Source organism: Paenibacillus radicis (ex Gao et al. 2016) (assembly GCF_014641555.1).
Lineage (GTDB): Bacteria > Bacillota > Bacilli > Paenibacillales > Paenibacillaceae > Pristimantibacillus > Pristimantibacillus radicis.
In genome coordinates this window covers 484,405-500,827 of record NZ_BMHY01000005.1, presented here as the reverse complement: position 1 = coordinate 500,827, position 16,423 = coordinate 484,405, and the positions used below count along the sequence as shown (strand labels likewise).

The window sequence follows — 16,423 nt, the reverse complement described above, 5'->3', positions numbered from 1 at the left end:
ACAATAACGGGCTGATGAACGACGCCAGCCTGTTTTTGTTGTGAAAGGTAGGCGGTATCGTGTCAGGTCTTACTTCAAGACAGCTGTTCAGCACCAGACCCATTGTTGTATTCTCGTTAATCGTCCTGTTGAAAAGCTATTTGGCATGGATGGTTGTTTTCGGGAGTCCTTCATGGACAACTTTGCTTAAAGAGGTGCCCTTTGCGCTAATCGTGTTCTGTTTGATCGAGTGGTTCGCGACGAAACGGAAGCTGGTCTACTACTTAGGCGCCAACCTTCTGATGACAGCCATTCTGTTCGCCGTATTAATGTATTACAAATACTACGGGGTCATCGTGACTTACTTAGCCCTGCATCAGGTGAATCAGGTCACCGCCGTCAGCAATAGTGTGTTCTCTCTGATGGATCCTTATTACTTGCTTGTCTTCATCGATATCATCGTAATGGGCTACTTCCTGATGCGCCGCAAGAAAGCGCAGGACTGGAAAAAAGCGAGCCAACGACAAATTCGCAAAAGCGTCGTGGCCACTTTGTTCGGCATATCGCTTGCCATGTGCCTGTTCAATATTGTGCCTAACCGCGCCAGCATGAATGAAATTGTAAAAGCGGAGCAAATGGGCATTCTGAATTATGAAGCCTATACGATTTTCTCCAAAAAAACACAGGATTTCGTAGATAAATCCGAAATTACACAAGCGAAGATCAATGAGCTTAAAGCCTTCCAACAGCCGGCCAACCCTCAGCTTTGGGAAGCGGCAAAAGGTAAAAATCTTATTATCATTCAGTTGGAGTCATTCCAGAACTTCCTCGTCAATCTGAAAATTGACGGCAAGGAAATTACGCCAAACTTCAATAAGCTTGCTAATAACAACTATTACTTTAAGCATTTTTATCAAGGCGTTGGACAAGGCAATACATCGGATGCCGAGTTTATCGTCAATTCATCCTATTACATCCCGCCAAACGGAGCGGCTACGCAAGTGTACGCGGGCAAAGAATTGCCTAGCTTGCCTAAGCTGGTGGAAGAGCATGGATACGATTCGGCAACCTTCCACACGAACGTAGTGGAGTTCTGGAACCGCGGCGAGCTTTACAAAGCGCTGGGCTTCAATCGTTATTATGACAAGAAGTTTTTCGGCGAAGATGATTCCGTCTTCTTCGGAGCTTCGGATGAAGTGCTATACTCGAAAACTGCAGAAGAGCTTGACCGGATGAGCCAAAGCGGCACACCGTTCTACTCGCAGATCATCTCGATGACTGCCCATCACCCGTTCACGATTCCTGCACGCAAGTACAAAATGGAACTTCCTGAACGATATAACGGCAGCTTTGTAGGCGACTATATTCGTGCGCAAAACTATGCCGATTATGCGCTTGGCCTGTTCATCGACGATTTGAAAGCACGCGGCATTTGGGACAACAGTGTTGTTGTGCTTTACGGCGATCATCTTGGCTTGCCAATCTATTCACTGGACCGCACCGACAAAGAATTAATGAAAGAAATTTACGGCCGTGATTACGGTTATACCGATATGATCAACATTCCGCTCGTAATAGCATCGAATGGCGTGACCGACAAAGAGCCGAAAGCTTTCGAACAGCTTGGCGGTCAAGTCGATATCGTGCCAACTGTAGCCAACTTGCTTGGATTCAAGATGGACGATCATATTCACTTCGGCCAGGACTTGCTTAATAGCAGCACGTACAATCTGCTGCCGCAGCGTTATTATCTGCCTACTGGATCATTCGTAAGCAGCCAAGAGCTGTTCCTCTCGGGCAGCGGCTACTCCGACGGCACCCACTACCCGCTTGCAGGCGACGGTATTAAAGGGACCGAAGGTACGGAAGATGAGTACAATCGCGCACTGGAGCTGCTGAAGCTGTCTGACAGCTATGTCAGCCAACTGCCTGACCGCGAACCGAAGAAGAACTAATAAGACAAGGGCTGAAGCCAAAGGGACTCCTCGTTCCCGCGCTTCAGCCCTTTTTTTACGATTCCCGTATCACCTGCTGTTTAGATAACATAAGACGAATCGGGCTCGAACAGCCTGCTCACTTGCTTAACATCATCTTCCGACAGCTGCCATTCGGCGGCAGCCGCATTGTCCTCCATTTGCGCAATGGTCTTGGCACCCGTCAATACCGTTGGAATCGCTTTATGATGCAGCAGCCAATTAATCGCCAGCTGGCTAATTGGTTTTCCAATTGACCATGCAATACCAGACAGCAGCTCTACCTTTTGCCCGTTGTCATCATAACGGTCCCGTTTCAGGTTGCTCGGCGGATGATCCTCTGTATTAATGAAGCTTCTGTTTGCTTTAAAGCTCTCGGTCAACTGGCCTTGAGCAAGCGGACTGGAAGGAATGAATCCAACCTGCCGCTGCTCCGAATAAGGCAGCTCTGCGTATTCCACTTGCCGCTGGAATAGATTAAAGGGCGACTGCAGCGATACAATGGGAGCGTAGGTCTGAGCGGCAACCAGCTGATGAACGGAAAAGTTGGATACACCGATGTGACGGATTTTTCCGCTCGCTACCAAGTCATTTAGCGCTGTGAAGGTCTCTTCCACCGGCGTCCCGCCTTTCGGATCGGGCCAGTGAACCTGATACAAATCAATATAATCGGTATCGAGCCTGCGCAAGCTATCCTCCACTTCCTGAAAAATGCTTTTACGCGACAGATCGATTCGCAGCTCCCGCTGTTCATTCCATACTAGGCCTAGCTTCGTCGCCACGATAACTTTATCACGTACCGGCTTTAACGCTTTGCCAAGCACACGCTCCGATTCGCCAAAGCTATAAGTTGGAGCCGTATCGTAAAAATTAACGCCAAGCTCAACCGCTCGGCCTACCACATCGATAAATTCCTTCTCCTGCGTCTCGCTCCAGCCTGATTTCCCCGCTGCCCATGCCCGCAGACCGATGACCGATGCCTTCATCCCGCTGCTCCCTATCGTTCTTTGCTTCACATCCATCCCTGCCTTTCTCCTATGCAAGCGTTAATCGATAAGTTGATACCTAATAAATATTCATTAAAAAAAGACTCCCGTCGCTACCCTGATAGGGCAAGCGACGAAAGCCTCTGGACGTCCAGTGAGCGATATACTATAATAATTCCTACATGTTTACTTGTATTTAATTCTATTATAAAATTTCCGGAACATTTTTACAATTGTTTTTTTCACCTTTGAGGGCCGACGGGGTTAATTCCAACTTGACAACTATGAATTAACCCCCTATATTGTTCTATACAATAGACTTCATTCAAACATGGAGTAGGAGGATAAGCAAATGACGAAAAAAAGAGTCGACCATGTCGGCGTAGCCGTACGGAATCTGGAAGTATCGCTGCGCTTTTATACAGAAATCGTAGGACTTGAACTGAAGGGACAACTGACACATACAAACGGCGTGATTCAGCTGGCTTTCTTAGGCTTTGGCAATACGGACGAAACGGAAATCGAACTGATTCAAGGGTATAGCAATCAGCTGCCTCCGGAAGGCACGGTTCATCATTTCGCCATCCACGTCGACGATGTTGAAGCTGAATTTGAACGTATTAAAGGAACAGAAGCCGAACTGATCGATAACGAAATCACGACGCTGCCAAACGGTTATCGCTACTTCTTTATCTATGGCCCGGAGCGCGAGTGGATTGAGTTTTTCCAGCGGTAATTATAGAGAACTATTATGCAGAAAAGCCGCTCCTTGGAGCGGCTTTTCTGCATCGAAAGTTAGTGGCAATACCGGCTATTTCATCTCTTTGCCTTTTGGCCCGGCGGAGTTATGGGTCCGTCTATCGGATGCCCGATATCGGCGAATAAGCACGAAGCTAACTGCCGCCAGCACAACTAACAGGCCAATTCCGGTGTAAATCCAATTCCAGCCTGAGGTACCCGAAGTGGTCTGAGCCGGTGCTTCCGTAGGAGCTGCGGTCTCTGCCTCCTTCTCTTCAGCTGCCGGTGTCGGCTTTGTTTCACTCTGGGCAGGCTTCGCATAGGCGTTTTGCGTCTGATTGTTTTTCCACAGTCCCATTTCCTTCAAATAAGTGCCGATGGAATTAATGATAGAGGACTGGGCAAATAATTTCGGCTCGCCTTTGGCATTCAATAGCGCTTTGGTGGATCCAACTACGGAGTTATCCAAGTAAAGCTTGCCTTCATCCATTAGCCGGGCAAAGCCCCAGTCGCCCGAATTATGGAAATTAACTGCTTGGAGCTTCAAATTACCGTTGCCTACGGATACGCCATACGTCGGGGCACCCCAGAAATCGGCACTGAACAAACGGATTTCGGAAGCGAATGCCGAACCCGTCTCTACATACCTCGCCTCCTCGCTGCCATTGATCGAGACAATTTGCGAGTTAATAAGATCAAAGCCCGCTTCGCCCGCGCTTTCGAACACAAGACCTTTCTGGGCACCATCAATACCAAGGCCTACACTAATGCCGGTTGGACCTCTGCCGTTCTCCTCCACAAGCAGCATGCCGCTCCGCGAGCCATAATGAAAATTGTTGTACAGCGTCTCGCCCTTCACATCTCCCAATATCATAAAGTCCAACTGGTTATAGCCATATTCGTACACGGGTTTATTATTGTCCATTGACGGGGCATTCGCCCATTCCCCAAACTTGGATTCCGAGCCAGCCGCATAGACGATCTGATTGAAATGCATGTTATAGATCTTGCCGCCTTCGCTGCCGCCGCCAACCTTAATGGCATTCTTAAAAACATGACCGGTTACATAATCGATATAATGATTGTCGGCTTTATGCGTGAATAGGTCGACGCCGTTATAGACAGCGCGCAGACCCACATTAACGATATAGACGTCTTTTCCTGCTGCCTGTATGGCATAAGGATATGAGGCTATGTTAGGCAGCTGGGAAGCAAGCTGCTCGGGATAATTGATCGTAATCCCTCTTACACCGCTTCCTTCAGACAGCTTCAAGAACGGTTCTCCTTTCGGATTGTTCCGGTCGGCGTATGCTTCCAGCACACTTCCGGGACCAGTTGGTACAGTGCTGTTGTCGACGGAACCTTTTAGCTCCACTCCAGTTGGTACCGTCAAATGCCCCAGCACCTTGTACTTGCCAGGCGGAAGGAAGACAACACCTCCGCCTTCTAGGGCGGCCTTATTCAATGCCGCTTGTATCGCGGCCGTATTGTCGGTCTTGCCATCATTTTTCGCCCGGAATGGCGCTTCCGTCACTACATACAACGCCATCCTCGCCGGTTTATGCGTTTCCGGCACAGCGTCTGGGAACACGGGCAGCTTTGCCATGTTGACCGCCGCATGATCGATGGTCGAAATGAATTTCGACGTGTCCGTAATTTCCGGTGTTCCGCTAAAACGGTTGCCGGTTAGAATCGCTCTGGCGTTATCCGTGATGCGGATTTGCGGTGCAGCGTTATTGAAATCGGAATCGGAAGCCATGAGTGTGCCACCGGCAACCGTTACATCGCCCCCGGCAACCGTGCTTTGCTGCACAATCAGCTTCGTTTCAGAGGTTGGATCAACGGATATCGCATGAAGCGAAGCGTTAATGTCGCTTCCGTTCAATTGCAGCACGCCGGAAGTCGCAGCACCTACCGCAATGCCGGTCTCGCTGTCCTGAATATGGATGCGGGTAAACATAACGCCGTCCCCGCTCACCGTTTCCGCGTATATGGCTGTTTTATTACCGGTAAAAGTAAGCTCATAGTTATGTCCGTTCGGAATGCTGCCGGGACTCGCAATCGAAGGCCCCAGATGAAAGCCTTTATTATAGCCGTCAATCGTAATATAGCCAGTATAGGACCAATCGTTGCGGCGCATTACAATACCCGTTCCATTCTCATAGATCCATTGCTCGTACGCGCTGCCCGCGGCAGGCGCATTCGGCAAACCCGACCCCGACCAATAATCCGGAGAGAAATCAATCCATTCGATGCGCCCAACATCGGCGATATTGTCAATTTCGACGCCCCGCGACAGCGGCGTTCCATACAGCCCGTTCAGAACGGGGCTGGAACCGCCATTTTCTCGGGAAAACATAAGCCCGGTATATGCGTTGACGAAGGTAATATTTTTAGCGTTGCAAAAGTCATTCCCGAAATAATTCGGCTTGCCGAATACGATTGCCGGGGGATAAGGCGTAATTTGATCCGGCAATTGTTCCGGATACCAGATGGACAAGTCGCGTATGGCCGAGGAAGGCTCCATCGTTACGAGCGGGGCCGCATTCTCGTCGCCTCTTCCCCCGTAAGCCATCAGGATTGTACCTTTCACCTGTTGCCCTCTGACGGGCTTACTCCACTCGCCGCGAAGCGTGACGCCCTTCGGAATGAGCAAGCTGCCTTTAATGGCGTATTTGCCTTCGGGTACAAACAATGTGCCTCCGCCGATTTTTCCAAGCTCATCAAGCAATTGCTGGAATATCGCCGTCACATCGGTTTCTCCGTCTCCGAGCGCACCAAAATCACGGACGGAATAGGCGGCAACAAACGTATCAGCCGTCTCATAAGCCGATTCAATCAGCTTCCATTCCGGCGCCGTCTGGGCGGCTGAGACAGGCATGACACCTAAGTGGGTGATACAAAGGGTAAGCATGAGCATAATCAGCAATTTTTTAGACATAGCTTTCTTCTCCTCCTGCCGTTCGGAGCTATCCAACGAATTGTGAATCCGTTTTCAATGGATCGAATGGTTATGATTGTAAACCAGATCGCGCTCCAGCTGTACGAGGAAAACGTAAAGTTTTCATGCCAAAGTTAACCGATTTGCCGATTTCTTAGCGCGGAGTGGCTAAGCCGTCCAATTTGGCGGCCTGGACCGGTAATTGCGCGGCTATGGAATGTCCGGCAGCGCTATTGGACGGGCGGCTATTTCTATTGCCGCCCAAGCATCTGCGTTAGTCCTGCGTGGAGGAAGACTCTTGGCCGTCGGCTCCGCCCGTTTGGCTTGTTTTCCACTCGTTAAGACCCTGCGAGGGCCTTAACGGCCTCCCGGCAGAGCAAATGCAACGCTTTAAGACCCTCTGAGGGTCTTATGCTTAATAATGGACTGCTTTTGCTTCCCGTTTGGCTTGTTCTCCACTCGTTAAGACCCTGCGAGGGTCTTAATCGGCTCCCGGCAGAGCAAATGCAACGCGTTAAGACCCTCCAAGGGTCTTATGCCTAATAATGGACTGCTTTTGCTTCTCGTTTGGCCTGCATTTCAACTCGTTAAGACCCTGCGAGGGTCTTATCGGGCCCCGGTCAGAGCAAATGCAACGCGTTAAGACCCTCCGAGGGTCTTATGCCTAATAATGGACTGCTTTTGCTTCCCGTTTGGCTGCATTTCCAATCATTAAGACCCTGCGAGGGTCTTAATCGGCTCCCGGCAGGGCAAATGCAACGCTTTAAGACCCTCCAAGGGTCTTATGCCTAATAATGGACTTCTTTTTCTTCCTGTTTGGCCAGCGTTTCCACTCGTTAAGACCCTGCAAGGGTCTTATCGGGCTCCCGGCAGGGCAAATACGATGCTTTAAGACCCTCACAGGGTCTTAAAGCAACAACGAGCTGCTCAAGGACACCGGCCGACTGGCGTGGCGTGAGCTCCATACAACAAAAAGAGGCCCCGAAGCGGCATAAGCCGTTCGAAGCCTCTCTCACCGGGGGAAGTCACACAACTCCTCTCTCCTTTAACAACCTTAACCTTGCTTGGCCGCCTCCAGCACTTCCTGTACATGGCCATCCACGTTGACTACGCGCCATTCCTTCGCCAGCACGCCGTTCTCGTCAATCAGGAAAGTCGACCGTTCGATGCCCATAAACTCGGTACCGTTCCAGCTCCGCAGCTTCCAAACGCCGAACAGCTCCGACACCTCATGTTCCGTATCCGACAGCAGCGGGAAAGGCAGCTCATGCTTCGCAATGAATTCATCATGGGATGCGAGATCATCAGGGCTAATACCGATGACTGCAGTGTTATACGTCTCGAATTGGCCGTTGTAATCGCGGAAATCGCAAGATTCCGTCGTACAGCCCGGCGTCATATCTTTCGGATAAAAATAGATGACGCGCTTTTTCCCTCTGTAATCCTTCAGCGATACGGCTTGGCCCGTCGAGGCCGGCAGCGTGAAGTCAGGTACCTCTTGGCCGATTTGCACTTGCGTCATTTTCTATCCGCTCCTTTTTTATCTGGTTTGAGTCGCTCATAAAACAATTCTGTATTCCACATAAAGGATTCGATATCCTCTTTGCTGTCAAATAAAGAGTAGGCCAGCGTCAGCTTCGTAAGCGCTGCTTCGACGGAGAGGTTGTCGATAAATACGACACCCGCTTCCATCAGGCTGACTGAAGAAGTGTACATCGCCTCCGTACGATCCTTCAACGGGCAAAGATACAAATCTACACCCTGCTCCCAGCAATATTGGGCGAATTGGAGCAGCGAATGATTGCCTGGCGCATTTGCGCTTGCCGTACCGGAATGGTACAGATCATGCAGCACCGCCTTCGGCTTGCGGCGGCTAAAGTCATAGAACGAATAATCGATACCCGTGAACGGCTTAATATAGAGCAGGCCGGATTCTACTCGCTTGCCGCTGCCCCGCTTGCCCCATGGAGAATAGGAACGCTCACGAGCGCGCAATGCCTCCATCGTCGGGTTGTCTGGATGCGCCTCAGTAATAAAGCGGCCCTGCTCCACTCGTCCATAGGGCAGATCATAGGGACTCCCGAACTGATCGGTAAACGACTCGCATTGTGTAATTCGCGTGCCCAAGTAAACGAGCGATTCGTTGCGGTCATTGCGGTATACGACAAATACGCCTGGTGCCCCATCCGTACTCATAATGAGGTCGATCGCAGCAGCAAAATTGCTTACCCCATTGCTTCGCTCATCTTCAAGATGATAATTGGCAGCCACTAGCACGATCGGCACCGGCGTATCGCAGCATAAGTAACTTAGCATAGCTGCTGAATAAGCGAGCGTATCAGAGCCGTGCGTCACGATAATACCTGCATACTCCGTTTTATCGATACCATCCAGCGCTTCCATCAGCACATTCCAGTCATCCGGCACCAAGTTCTCACTCAGTACATTGAGTGGCTGAGCCGTCTCAAACTGGACATCCCGCTTGTTCGGAAGGCTTCCGTACGCTTCAATTAAAGCATACGTGCCGCTCTCGTGAACGGATACGGTTCCATTATTGTTTTTACTGCCGATTGTTCCACCCGTGAAGAACACGGCGATTTTTCCCGTTTCAGCCATTATCCTTGTCCCCATTTCCAATCCAACCCACAGAGATTACTTTAGTTGCAGCATTTTTAAACAGTTGCTTTCACTTTAAGTCGCTGCCTACAATTACAATTTCAATTTCAATTCCATTTACACATTTAAAGCGGTTTAAACGACCCCGCCTAACCCAATCGTAACCATTTCCAAATCGGTTCATACTATGGCGAAAAAGCTTGCGCCTTTGCATTCTTCCGCTCTTTGCGCCAGAACTCGTCCAGATCCTTAAGCAGCTCTTCCGCCGTAATATCGCCATCTAAGTAACGCTGAGCCTGGTCTTTGCCCAGCTTGTAAAAGGCGCTGTAATCGTAATAATGAATAGGCGGCTGGGTACGGACGTACTGCTCCTCGTTTTGATCCATCATCCAGAACGAGGCGTATGGCCCCGATTGCAAAAAAGACGCATCACGCGGATAAATCGGTATAACTCCGATCTGTTCACCAAACTCTTCATTAATAGCAGGCGAAGATAGAAACTCGATTAGCGACCATGCTTCCTTAATATGTGAAGAATAGGAAGTAATCCCCCAGCCTGCGCCTCTGACCGCATAGTGGGATATTCCTGCCGGCCCGACAGGCAGCGGCGCTGTCGCCCAGCTGTCCGGATCCATCTTCCCCTTCAGCAGAGCAATTGCTCCTGCGTCGGCAATCATCATCGACACCGAACCGTTCGCAAATGCATCAGCCTGATCGGTAAAGCTCCATTCCACCGATTGCGGCGGGGAGAGTTCATCGTAAAGCTGCTTATACATGAAAGCACCATTAAGCGCGCCGTTTCCATTAAATATGGTGGAGCGATTACGCTTGTACATGCTGTCCAGTGCGTCCACTTGATCGCCGTTATAATCCTGAATAAGCTGCGTCAATAGACGATCCGGGCCTTCTTCCCCGCGAAAAGCAAGACCGTACTCTCCTTTCGCCGGATCGGTCAGAAGCTTGCCCGTATAGTAGAGCTCCTCCCAAGTCTCCGGTACCTGCAGCGCTTTTTCATCAAATCTGTCCTTGCGGTAATAGAGCTGATTGCGGTACAGCCCGTTCGGAATATAGTAGACGGCTCCATCCCATTCGGAGGCAAAATGCTTAGCGTCCTCACTCAACCCCGCATAATCCTTCCAATTATCCGCATATGCCGTCAAGTTAAGTATCAATTTCTGTTCAACTAACGGGACGAGTGTCTGGTCTCTTACTTCAACGACATCGATGCCTACCCGGTCGCGGAGCGCATACGCAATCCGCTCGTCCGCAACCGAATTGCCTGGAGAGAGCAGCTCGACTTTAATCGCAGGATTCAGCTCCTCAAAGCGATCCAGTAAATTCCGCAGCGCCTCCGTACGCGGCTCATTCGTTAAACTTTGAATTATCCTTAATGTAACTCCGCTTTCTTCAGAAGCAACCGTTTCCGCCTCACGCTCCATGCACCCGTTCAATAAAACGAAAGCTAGCACTGCTACAATTGCGATCGGCCAACGTGTCCGGTTGTTGCGGAACATCCGTCATGTACGCCCCCATTCATTATGGATATGGTTTGCTTCCCCTTATTCTACTATCTTCATCCAAAAAAGCACAGCCTTCTGACAGCGTTTGCTGTACTAAAAGACCGTGCTTTTGAGAGTGTCTGGCTATTACTTCATCGCAGCCGCAACTTCTTTCACCATTTCCGCTACAGAGATCAATCCGCCGCCGGACAAGTACCAGAAATTCGGATCAAGATAGACGATATTTCCTTCTTTAAATGCGTTCGTATTTTTGACCAGCGCATTTTCAATCAACGCTTTCGAACCCGACTCGCCGCTTTCCTTGCTCACTGCTGCATCGCGATCTACAACGAACAGATAATCCGGATTTTTCTCCGCCACATATTCGAAGCTCACGGTGTCGCCATGCGTCGTTACTTTAATACCGTCGTCTGCCGGCTTAAAGCCAAATACGTCATGGATAATACCGAAACGGGAGCCCGCTCCATAAGCGCTAATCGCGCCTTCATTCGTTAAAAGGATCAGCGCTTTTTTATCGCCGGCAGCCGTTACTTTTTCGTTCAACGCTTTAATTTGCTCTGTCACGCTGGCAAGCTCGGCTTCCACTTCTGCTTCTTTGCCAAAAATCGTACCCAGCGTCTTCGCATTTTCCGTGTAAGATTCCATATATTTTGCGGTATCTACGCCAAGGAAAATCGTTGGTCCCAGCTTGGTCAGCTCATCGTAAGCATCCGACTGACGACCCGAAATAATAATGAGGTCAGGTTTAATCGCGCTCAGCTTTTCGAAGTCAGGCTCTTTGAGACTGCCGACATTTTCATATTTCGCGTCTGCATATTTGGACAAGTACGGCGGAATGCTCGCTTGCGGTACGCCTGTTACTTCTACGCCCAGCTTATCGAGGGAATCCAGCACGCCAAAGTCGAACACAACGACCTTCTGCGGATTTTTCGCCACTTTCGTCTCGCCCAGCTTATGCTTGATCGTCAGTTCCTTTGTTTCTTCTGCAGCCGGAGGCGTCGTCGAATTCGATCCGCCGTTATTTGCTCCGCCAGTCCCATTCGATCCTTTCGAATCGCCGTTTGCCCCGCACGCTGCTACCACCATAGCCAACATAATAGTCATAAGTACTATTCCGATTGATTTTTTCAACTCTATCATTCTCCTTTTCGTTTACGTATTTACTAATAAAGAGCGAAGGCTCCGGTTCAGGTAAAATAAACGCAAATCCGGTTGCCGTTAATGCTCTGTATCGCAATATCCATCTCATAAATCTGCTTCAGCGCTTCGGTCGTAATCATCTCGTCCACGCTGCCTTCCCGTACCACCTTGCCCTCCTTGAGCGCTACAATATGATCCGAATAGCAGGAGGCAAAGTTGATATCGTGAATAACGAGTACAACCGTTTTGCCCAGCTCATCGACGAGTCTGCGAAGCACCTTCATAATTTGAACCGAGTGCTTCATATCCAAGTTGTTCAACGGCTCATCCAGCAGGATATACTCCGTGTTTTGAGCGATGACCATGGCTATAAAAGCACGTTGATTCTGCCCTCCGCTCAATTGGTCCAGATACTTGCCCTGCATGTCCTGCATATCCATATAGCGGATTGCTTCATCAACATGCTTCCAATCTTCTGCGGTCAGCTTCCCTTGGGAATACGGGAATCGGCCGAAGCTGACCAGCTCGCGCACCGTCAACCGGACGTTGATATGGTTGGATTGCTTGAGGATTGATATTTTCCGGGCGAGCTCATTGCTCTTCCACTGGCCGATTTCCTTGCCTTCAATTAGTACCTCACCGCTATCTTGCGCCAACAAGCGGCTGATCATGGACAGCACCGTGCTTTTGCCTGCGCCGTTAGGGCCGATGAATGATGTCATTTTACCTTTCTCGACGCGCAGGGATACGCCCTCGACGACAGGTTTGCCCCCATAGCTTTTGGATAAATGCTTCGCTTCGATCATGTTCTGTTCTCCCTTAGCAGCAGATACAGGAAGTAGCCGCCGCCGATGAAATTGATGATGACGCTCAGCGTCGTCGAGAAAGTAAATACCCGTTCTACAAGCAACTGGCCGCCGACCAGTGCAATGATGCTGATGAGCATGGAGCCGGCAATAAGAAGGCTATGCCGGTACGTTTTCATAAACTGATGCGCAACATTGGCTACTAGCAGGCCCAGGAACGTAATTGGCCCTACAAGCGCTGTTGAAATTGCAATGAGCAGCGCCACGATAATGAGCAGGCGCTTCACCGTGTAATCATAAGGAATGCCCAGATTGACAGCTTGCTCCCGGCCCAGCGCCAGCACGTCCAGAAACTTCATAAACCGCATGCTGTATAAGCCGATCAGAGCGAGTCCGATGGCTGCAAAGAGCAGCAGATCGGTTCTAATATTGTTGAAGCTTGCGAACATTTTGTCCTGCACGCGCATAAACTCATTGGGGTCGATGAGCACCTGCATGAACGTCGACAGGCTGCCGAACAGTGTGCCGAGGACAAGCCCAACGAGCAGCAGGAAGTACAGATTCCGTCCTTCCCGCTTGAACATAAGCCGGTACAGCAACGCGACAAACACCATCATCAACGCAATCGAGAAGATGAAATTCAGCTCAGCGGACAAGCTCATGCTGCCAAAGGCGAAGATGACAAACGTCTGCAGCAGCATGTATAGACTGTCCAGGCCGATAATGCTCGGCGTCAGAATGCGGTTATTCGTAATCGTCTGAAAGACGAGCGTTGCAAACGCGATTGCCCCGCCGGTCATGACGATGGCGAGCACTTTGAACACCCTTCTCGGAAAAACGTAATCGAAGCTGCCGATCATATTGGCGAACAAGAAAACGGCGATCAAAGCGACTGCCGCTGCTGCCAGCGAGCCCAGTTTCCATTTATGCGTCATGTGCCTTTCTCCTTATCAGTAAGTAAAGAAACAGGCCGCTGCCGATAACGCCTACCGTCAAGCCGATCGGAACCTCATACGGGTAAATCAGAATACGACCCAAAATATCGCAGAACAAGACGAACAACGCACCCAGCATAGCGGTGAGCGGCAAGCTTTTTTTCAAATTGTCACCCGCGTAGATCGTCACCAGATTGGGCACCACCAGGCCAAGGAACGGGATAAGCCCTACCGTCAGCATGACGACAACCGATACCAGCGCTACGATAACCAGACCAATGTTGACGATCTGCTTATGCTTCAACCCCAGGTTGATAGCGAACTCTTCACCCATGCCGGCGATCGTAAACTTGTTGGCAAATAGATAAGCGACGATGACCAGCGGAATGCTGATATAGATCATTTCATAACGTCCGCTCAATATGCCGGAGAAATCACCCTGCAGCCAAGCCGTTATATTCTGAATGAGATTGTTCTTATAAGCGAAAAACGTCGTAAGCGAGCCGATGACGTTGCCGAACATCAGGCCGACTAGCGGGATAAAAATAGCATCCTTGTATTTCACCCGGTCGAGAATTTTCATAAAGACGAACGTTCCGGCCAGTGCAAAAACGAAAGCAACGATCATTTTCTCAATCAAGCTTGCCGAAGTGAACAACATAAGCGCCACAAGAATGCCCAGCCTTGCGGCATCGTCCGTGCCGGCTGTCGTCGGCGAGACGAACTTGTTGCGGCTCAGCTGCTGCATGATAAGGCCGGAAATGCTCAGTGCCGCTCCGGCAACGAGAATACTGACAAGCCGCGGAATCCGGCTGACGAGCATGACCTGCAATTGCTCTTCGCTAAGACGAAATAAATCCAGAGGATGAATATTTTTAACCCCTAGAAACAGGGAGACAAAGGACAACAGTACGAGCGCGATAAGCAAATATCTCTTTTTCAAGGCGCAACTTCCCTTAACATTAATAATCATTCTCATTACGTACTATAAAAGAATCCACTCTCCTTCGAGAATGGACTTTTCTGCAGCTTCAATGGACTTTCCGGCGACGCCGGCTGTTACTTCACAAGAACGTCATCTTTGGCTTCGGTGAGCAAGTGGCGAACCGTCTCCTCGACCAGATTCTCGTATACCGCCGCATTGTAGTTCAACACGCCCCGATGGCGGATAAACAGGCATCGCTTCTTCGATCGGCTTGGCTTCAGTCTGCGCCAGGCGCTCTCCAGCTCGTCGCAATGCGATTGCGGCGTGGCCACCGGCACGAGGAACATAACATTATCACAATCAAGCTCGGCAATTTGCTCCAGCGACTCGGCATCCATGTAGCTCATCTGCTTGGCCGGCAATGGCGGCTTGACCCGTAGATCGTCATAGAACACATCTTTCATCTTCTTGATCTTCGTGCCATAGACGCGGAAACCGCCTTCAAATGATTGGACAAGCAGCATCGGCAAGTCGCCGAGCACATTCTTCACATGAATACGGGCGTTCGCAACCTTCATGTCATAAGAGGAAAGCCAGCGCTCCGCGACGCCGGACAATCCGAGCTCCCCGCTCATATCGAGCAGTCTTTCCTTCCAGGAGTACCGTTTCCAGTACATCATCTTCACTGGAGCGATGGCAGACAGGGCCGCATATACCTCCTCCTCCAGCGGACCTGTCAAGATCAGCTCTGGCTCCGCTGCAGCAAGCTGCTGGTATGCCGGCTCGGGATTATTCGTCCAGCCCCGTTCAAAACTGATATGCGGCGTAATTCCGAGGACCGAGAGGTCTCCAAGAAACACAGGTGTCATATTGGCAATACGCAGCTTCGTCTTAAGCGCATAGTCGCTGGGCGACATGCCCATCTGTTTTTTGAACAAACGGCTAAAATAATATTCGTCGGGATAGCCGACAGCATGGGCTGTATCGGTAATCGTAGTCCGCCCGCCGGCTAGCAGACGAAGCGATGCATCGAGCCGGATTTTCGTCATATATTTAAGCGGACTTAGACCGGTATGGCGGCGAAACGATTGGTAGAACCGTCCGGTACTGAAGCCGGAAGAGCGGGCCAACTCCTCGATATCGATCATGTCGCTGTAGTGGTCATGCATATGCTGGAGCGTATGCTCTACGTAGCCCAGCAAATCCTGCTCCGCCTCTCTCGGCTTCTGAACGGACTGCATAAAGCCGGAAGCGATAGAGTAAAGCTGAGACTGCAGCTGGAAAAACTGAGCCGGATCATCCTGCTCGCCTCCCGCCATATCGCAGCGGAAATCAGAAATCCACATCCGAATTTGCGGCATTCTGAACGTATGAAATTCAGCCTGGCCGATTAACGGTTCATAGCCGTCCGTTGTAAATCGGATCACTACCGCCTCGACGGGCTGATCTGCTCTATTGCGGAGCGTACAGGCATGGCCTGCGGGGACGAGGAACAGCTCGCCGCCAAGCGCCTTGCCAGAGCTTTTCTGTGTGCGTGAACGAAGCGTTACTTTCATTTTAGACTGGGGAATATAGATGAAGCAGTGCTCGTACTGCAAGCAGAAACCGGTCTGCCTGCCGCCGGACAGCTTCAATTCATCTGTACCGGAATAGGTCAATACGACTGGCGCATGAAGCCGGTCAGGCAACTTCTCAGGCACGTTGCGCCCTCCTCCTCATCGTTCCTGCCAGGCAGGACTTGTTCTATTAAGGATAAGTAATAGTAATAATCATTGTCAATTGAATGAAATTGGCTATTCGTTGACACCTTGCCGGACGAGCGCTATCGTTTACATGAGAGAAACAGAGACTGAATGTCTACCAG

The 16,423-nt window shown here is 50.3% G+C and carries 12 protein-coding genes; 2 read left to right on the top strand and 10 right to left on the bottom strand.

The window, feature by feature from the left end; all coding sequences use genetic code 11:
* Nucleotides 1–59 precede the first annotated feature (59 nt).
* On the top strand, nt 60–1,934 hold the full coding sequence (locus tag IEX98_RS16185) for an LTA synthase family protein (protein WP_229692215.1): 1,875 nt from the start codon (nt 60–62) through the stop codon (nt 1,932–1,934).
* An 80-nt stretch (nt 1,935–2,014) separates the two neighbouring features.
* Here IEX98_RS16185 and IEX98_RS16180 read toward each other — a convergent pair whose 3' ends face one another.
* Nucleotides 2,015–2,974: an aldo/keto reductase gene (locus IEX98_RS16180; RefSeq protein ID WP_229692214.1), complete on the bottom strand. Its 960-nt coding sequence runs from the start codon at nt 2,972–2,974 to the stop codon at nt 2,015–2,017.
* 316 nt (nt 2,975–3,290) lie between these two features.
* Here IEX98_RS16180 and IEX98_RS16175 point away from each other — a divergent pair, with 316 nt between their 5' ends.
* Complete coding sequence (locus tag IEX98_RS16175) at nt 3,291–3,674, top strand: VOC family protein (protein ID WP_188890223.1); 384 nt, start codon at nt 3,291–3,293, stop codon at nt 3,672–3,674.
* 75 nt (nt 3,675–3,749) lie between these two features.
* Here IEX98_RS16175 and IEX98_RS16170 read toward each other — a convergent pair whose 3' ends face one another.
* From IEX98_RS16170 to IEX98_RS16130, 9 genes are all read right to left on the bottom strand, one after another.
* Nucleotides 3,750–6,617 carry a glycosyl hydrolase family 28-related protein gene (locus IEX98_RS16170; protein ID WP_188890222.1) on the bottom strand — a complete coding sequence of 956 codons (2,868 nt, stop codon included), beginning with the start codon at nt 6,615–6,617 and terminating at the stop codon, nt 3,750–3,752.
* Between the two features lie 1,054 nt (nt 6,618–7,671).
* Nucleotides 7,672–8,139, bottom strand: a complete 468-nt coding sequence (bcp, locus tag IEX98_RS16165) for a thioredoxin-dependent thiol peroxidase (protein ID WP_188890221.1) — start codon at nt 8,137–8,139, stop codon at nt 7,672–7,674.
* Entirely contained in the window at nt 8,136–9,233 is a 1,098-nt protein-coding gene (locus tag IEX98_RS16160; RefSeq protein WP_188890220.1) for an asparaginase, read from the bottom strand. Before IEX98_RS16160 ends, bcp begins: the two co-directional genes overlap by 4 nt.
* Nucleotides 9,234–9,418: 185 nt before the next feature.
* Nucleotides 9,419–10,747: an ABC transporter substrate-binding protein gene (locus IEX98_RS16155; protein ID WP_188890219.1), complete on the bottom strand. Its 1,329-nt coding sequence runs from the start codon at nt 10,745–10,747 to the stop codon at nt 9,419–9,421.
* Nucleotides 10,748–10,879: 132 nt separating this feature from the next.
* Nucleotides 10,880–11,884, bottom strand: coding sequence for a siderophore ABC transporter substrate-binding protein (locus tag IEX98_RS16150; protein ID WP_308421799.1), 1,005 nt, complete (start codon nt 11,882–11,884; stop codon nt 10,880–10,882).
* A 56-nt stretch (nt 11,885–11,940) separates the two neighbouring features.
* Entirely contained in the window at nt 11,941–12,699 is a 759-nt protein-coding gene (locus IEX98_RS16145; protein ID WP_188890218.1) for an iron ABC transporter ATP-binding protein, read from the bottom strand.
* The gene (locus IEX98_RS16140; protein WP_188890217.1) at nt 12,696–13,634 is read right to left on the bottom strand and encodes an iron chelate uptake ABC transporter family permease subunit; all 939 of its coding nucleotides are present in this window, start codon (nt 13,632–13,634) and stop codon (nt 12,696–12,698) included. Before IEX98_RS16140 ends, IEX98_RS16145 begins: the two co-directional genes overlap by 4 nt.
* A complete protein-coding gene (locus IEX98_RS16135; protein WP_188890216.1) occupies nt 13,624–14,577 on the bottom strand; it encodes an ABC transporter permease in 954 nt (317 codons plus the stop codon). The genes IEX98_RS16140 and IEX98_RS16135 overlap by 11 nt, the downstream gene beginning before the upstream one ends.
* A 116-nt stretch (nt 14,578–14,693) precedes the next feature.
* The gene (locus IEX98_RS16130; protein ID WP_188890215.1) at nt 14,694–16,259 is read right to left on the bottom strand and encodes an AraC family transcriptional regulator; all 1,566 of its coding nucleotides are present in this window, start codon (nt 16,257–16,259) and stop codon (nt 14,694–14,696) included.
* Nucleotides 16,260–16,423 lie beyond the last annotated feature (164 nt).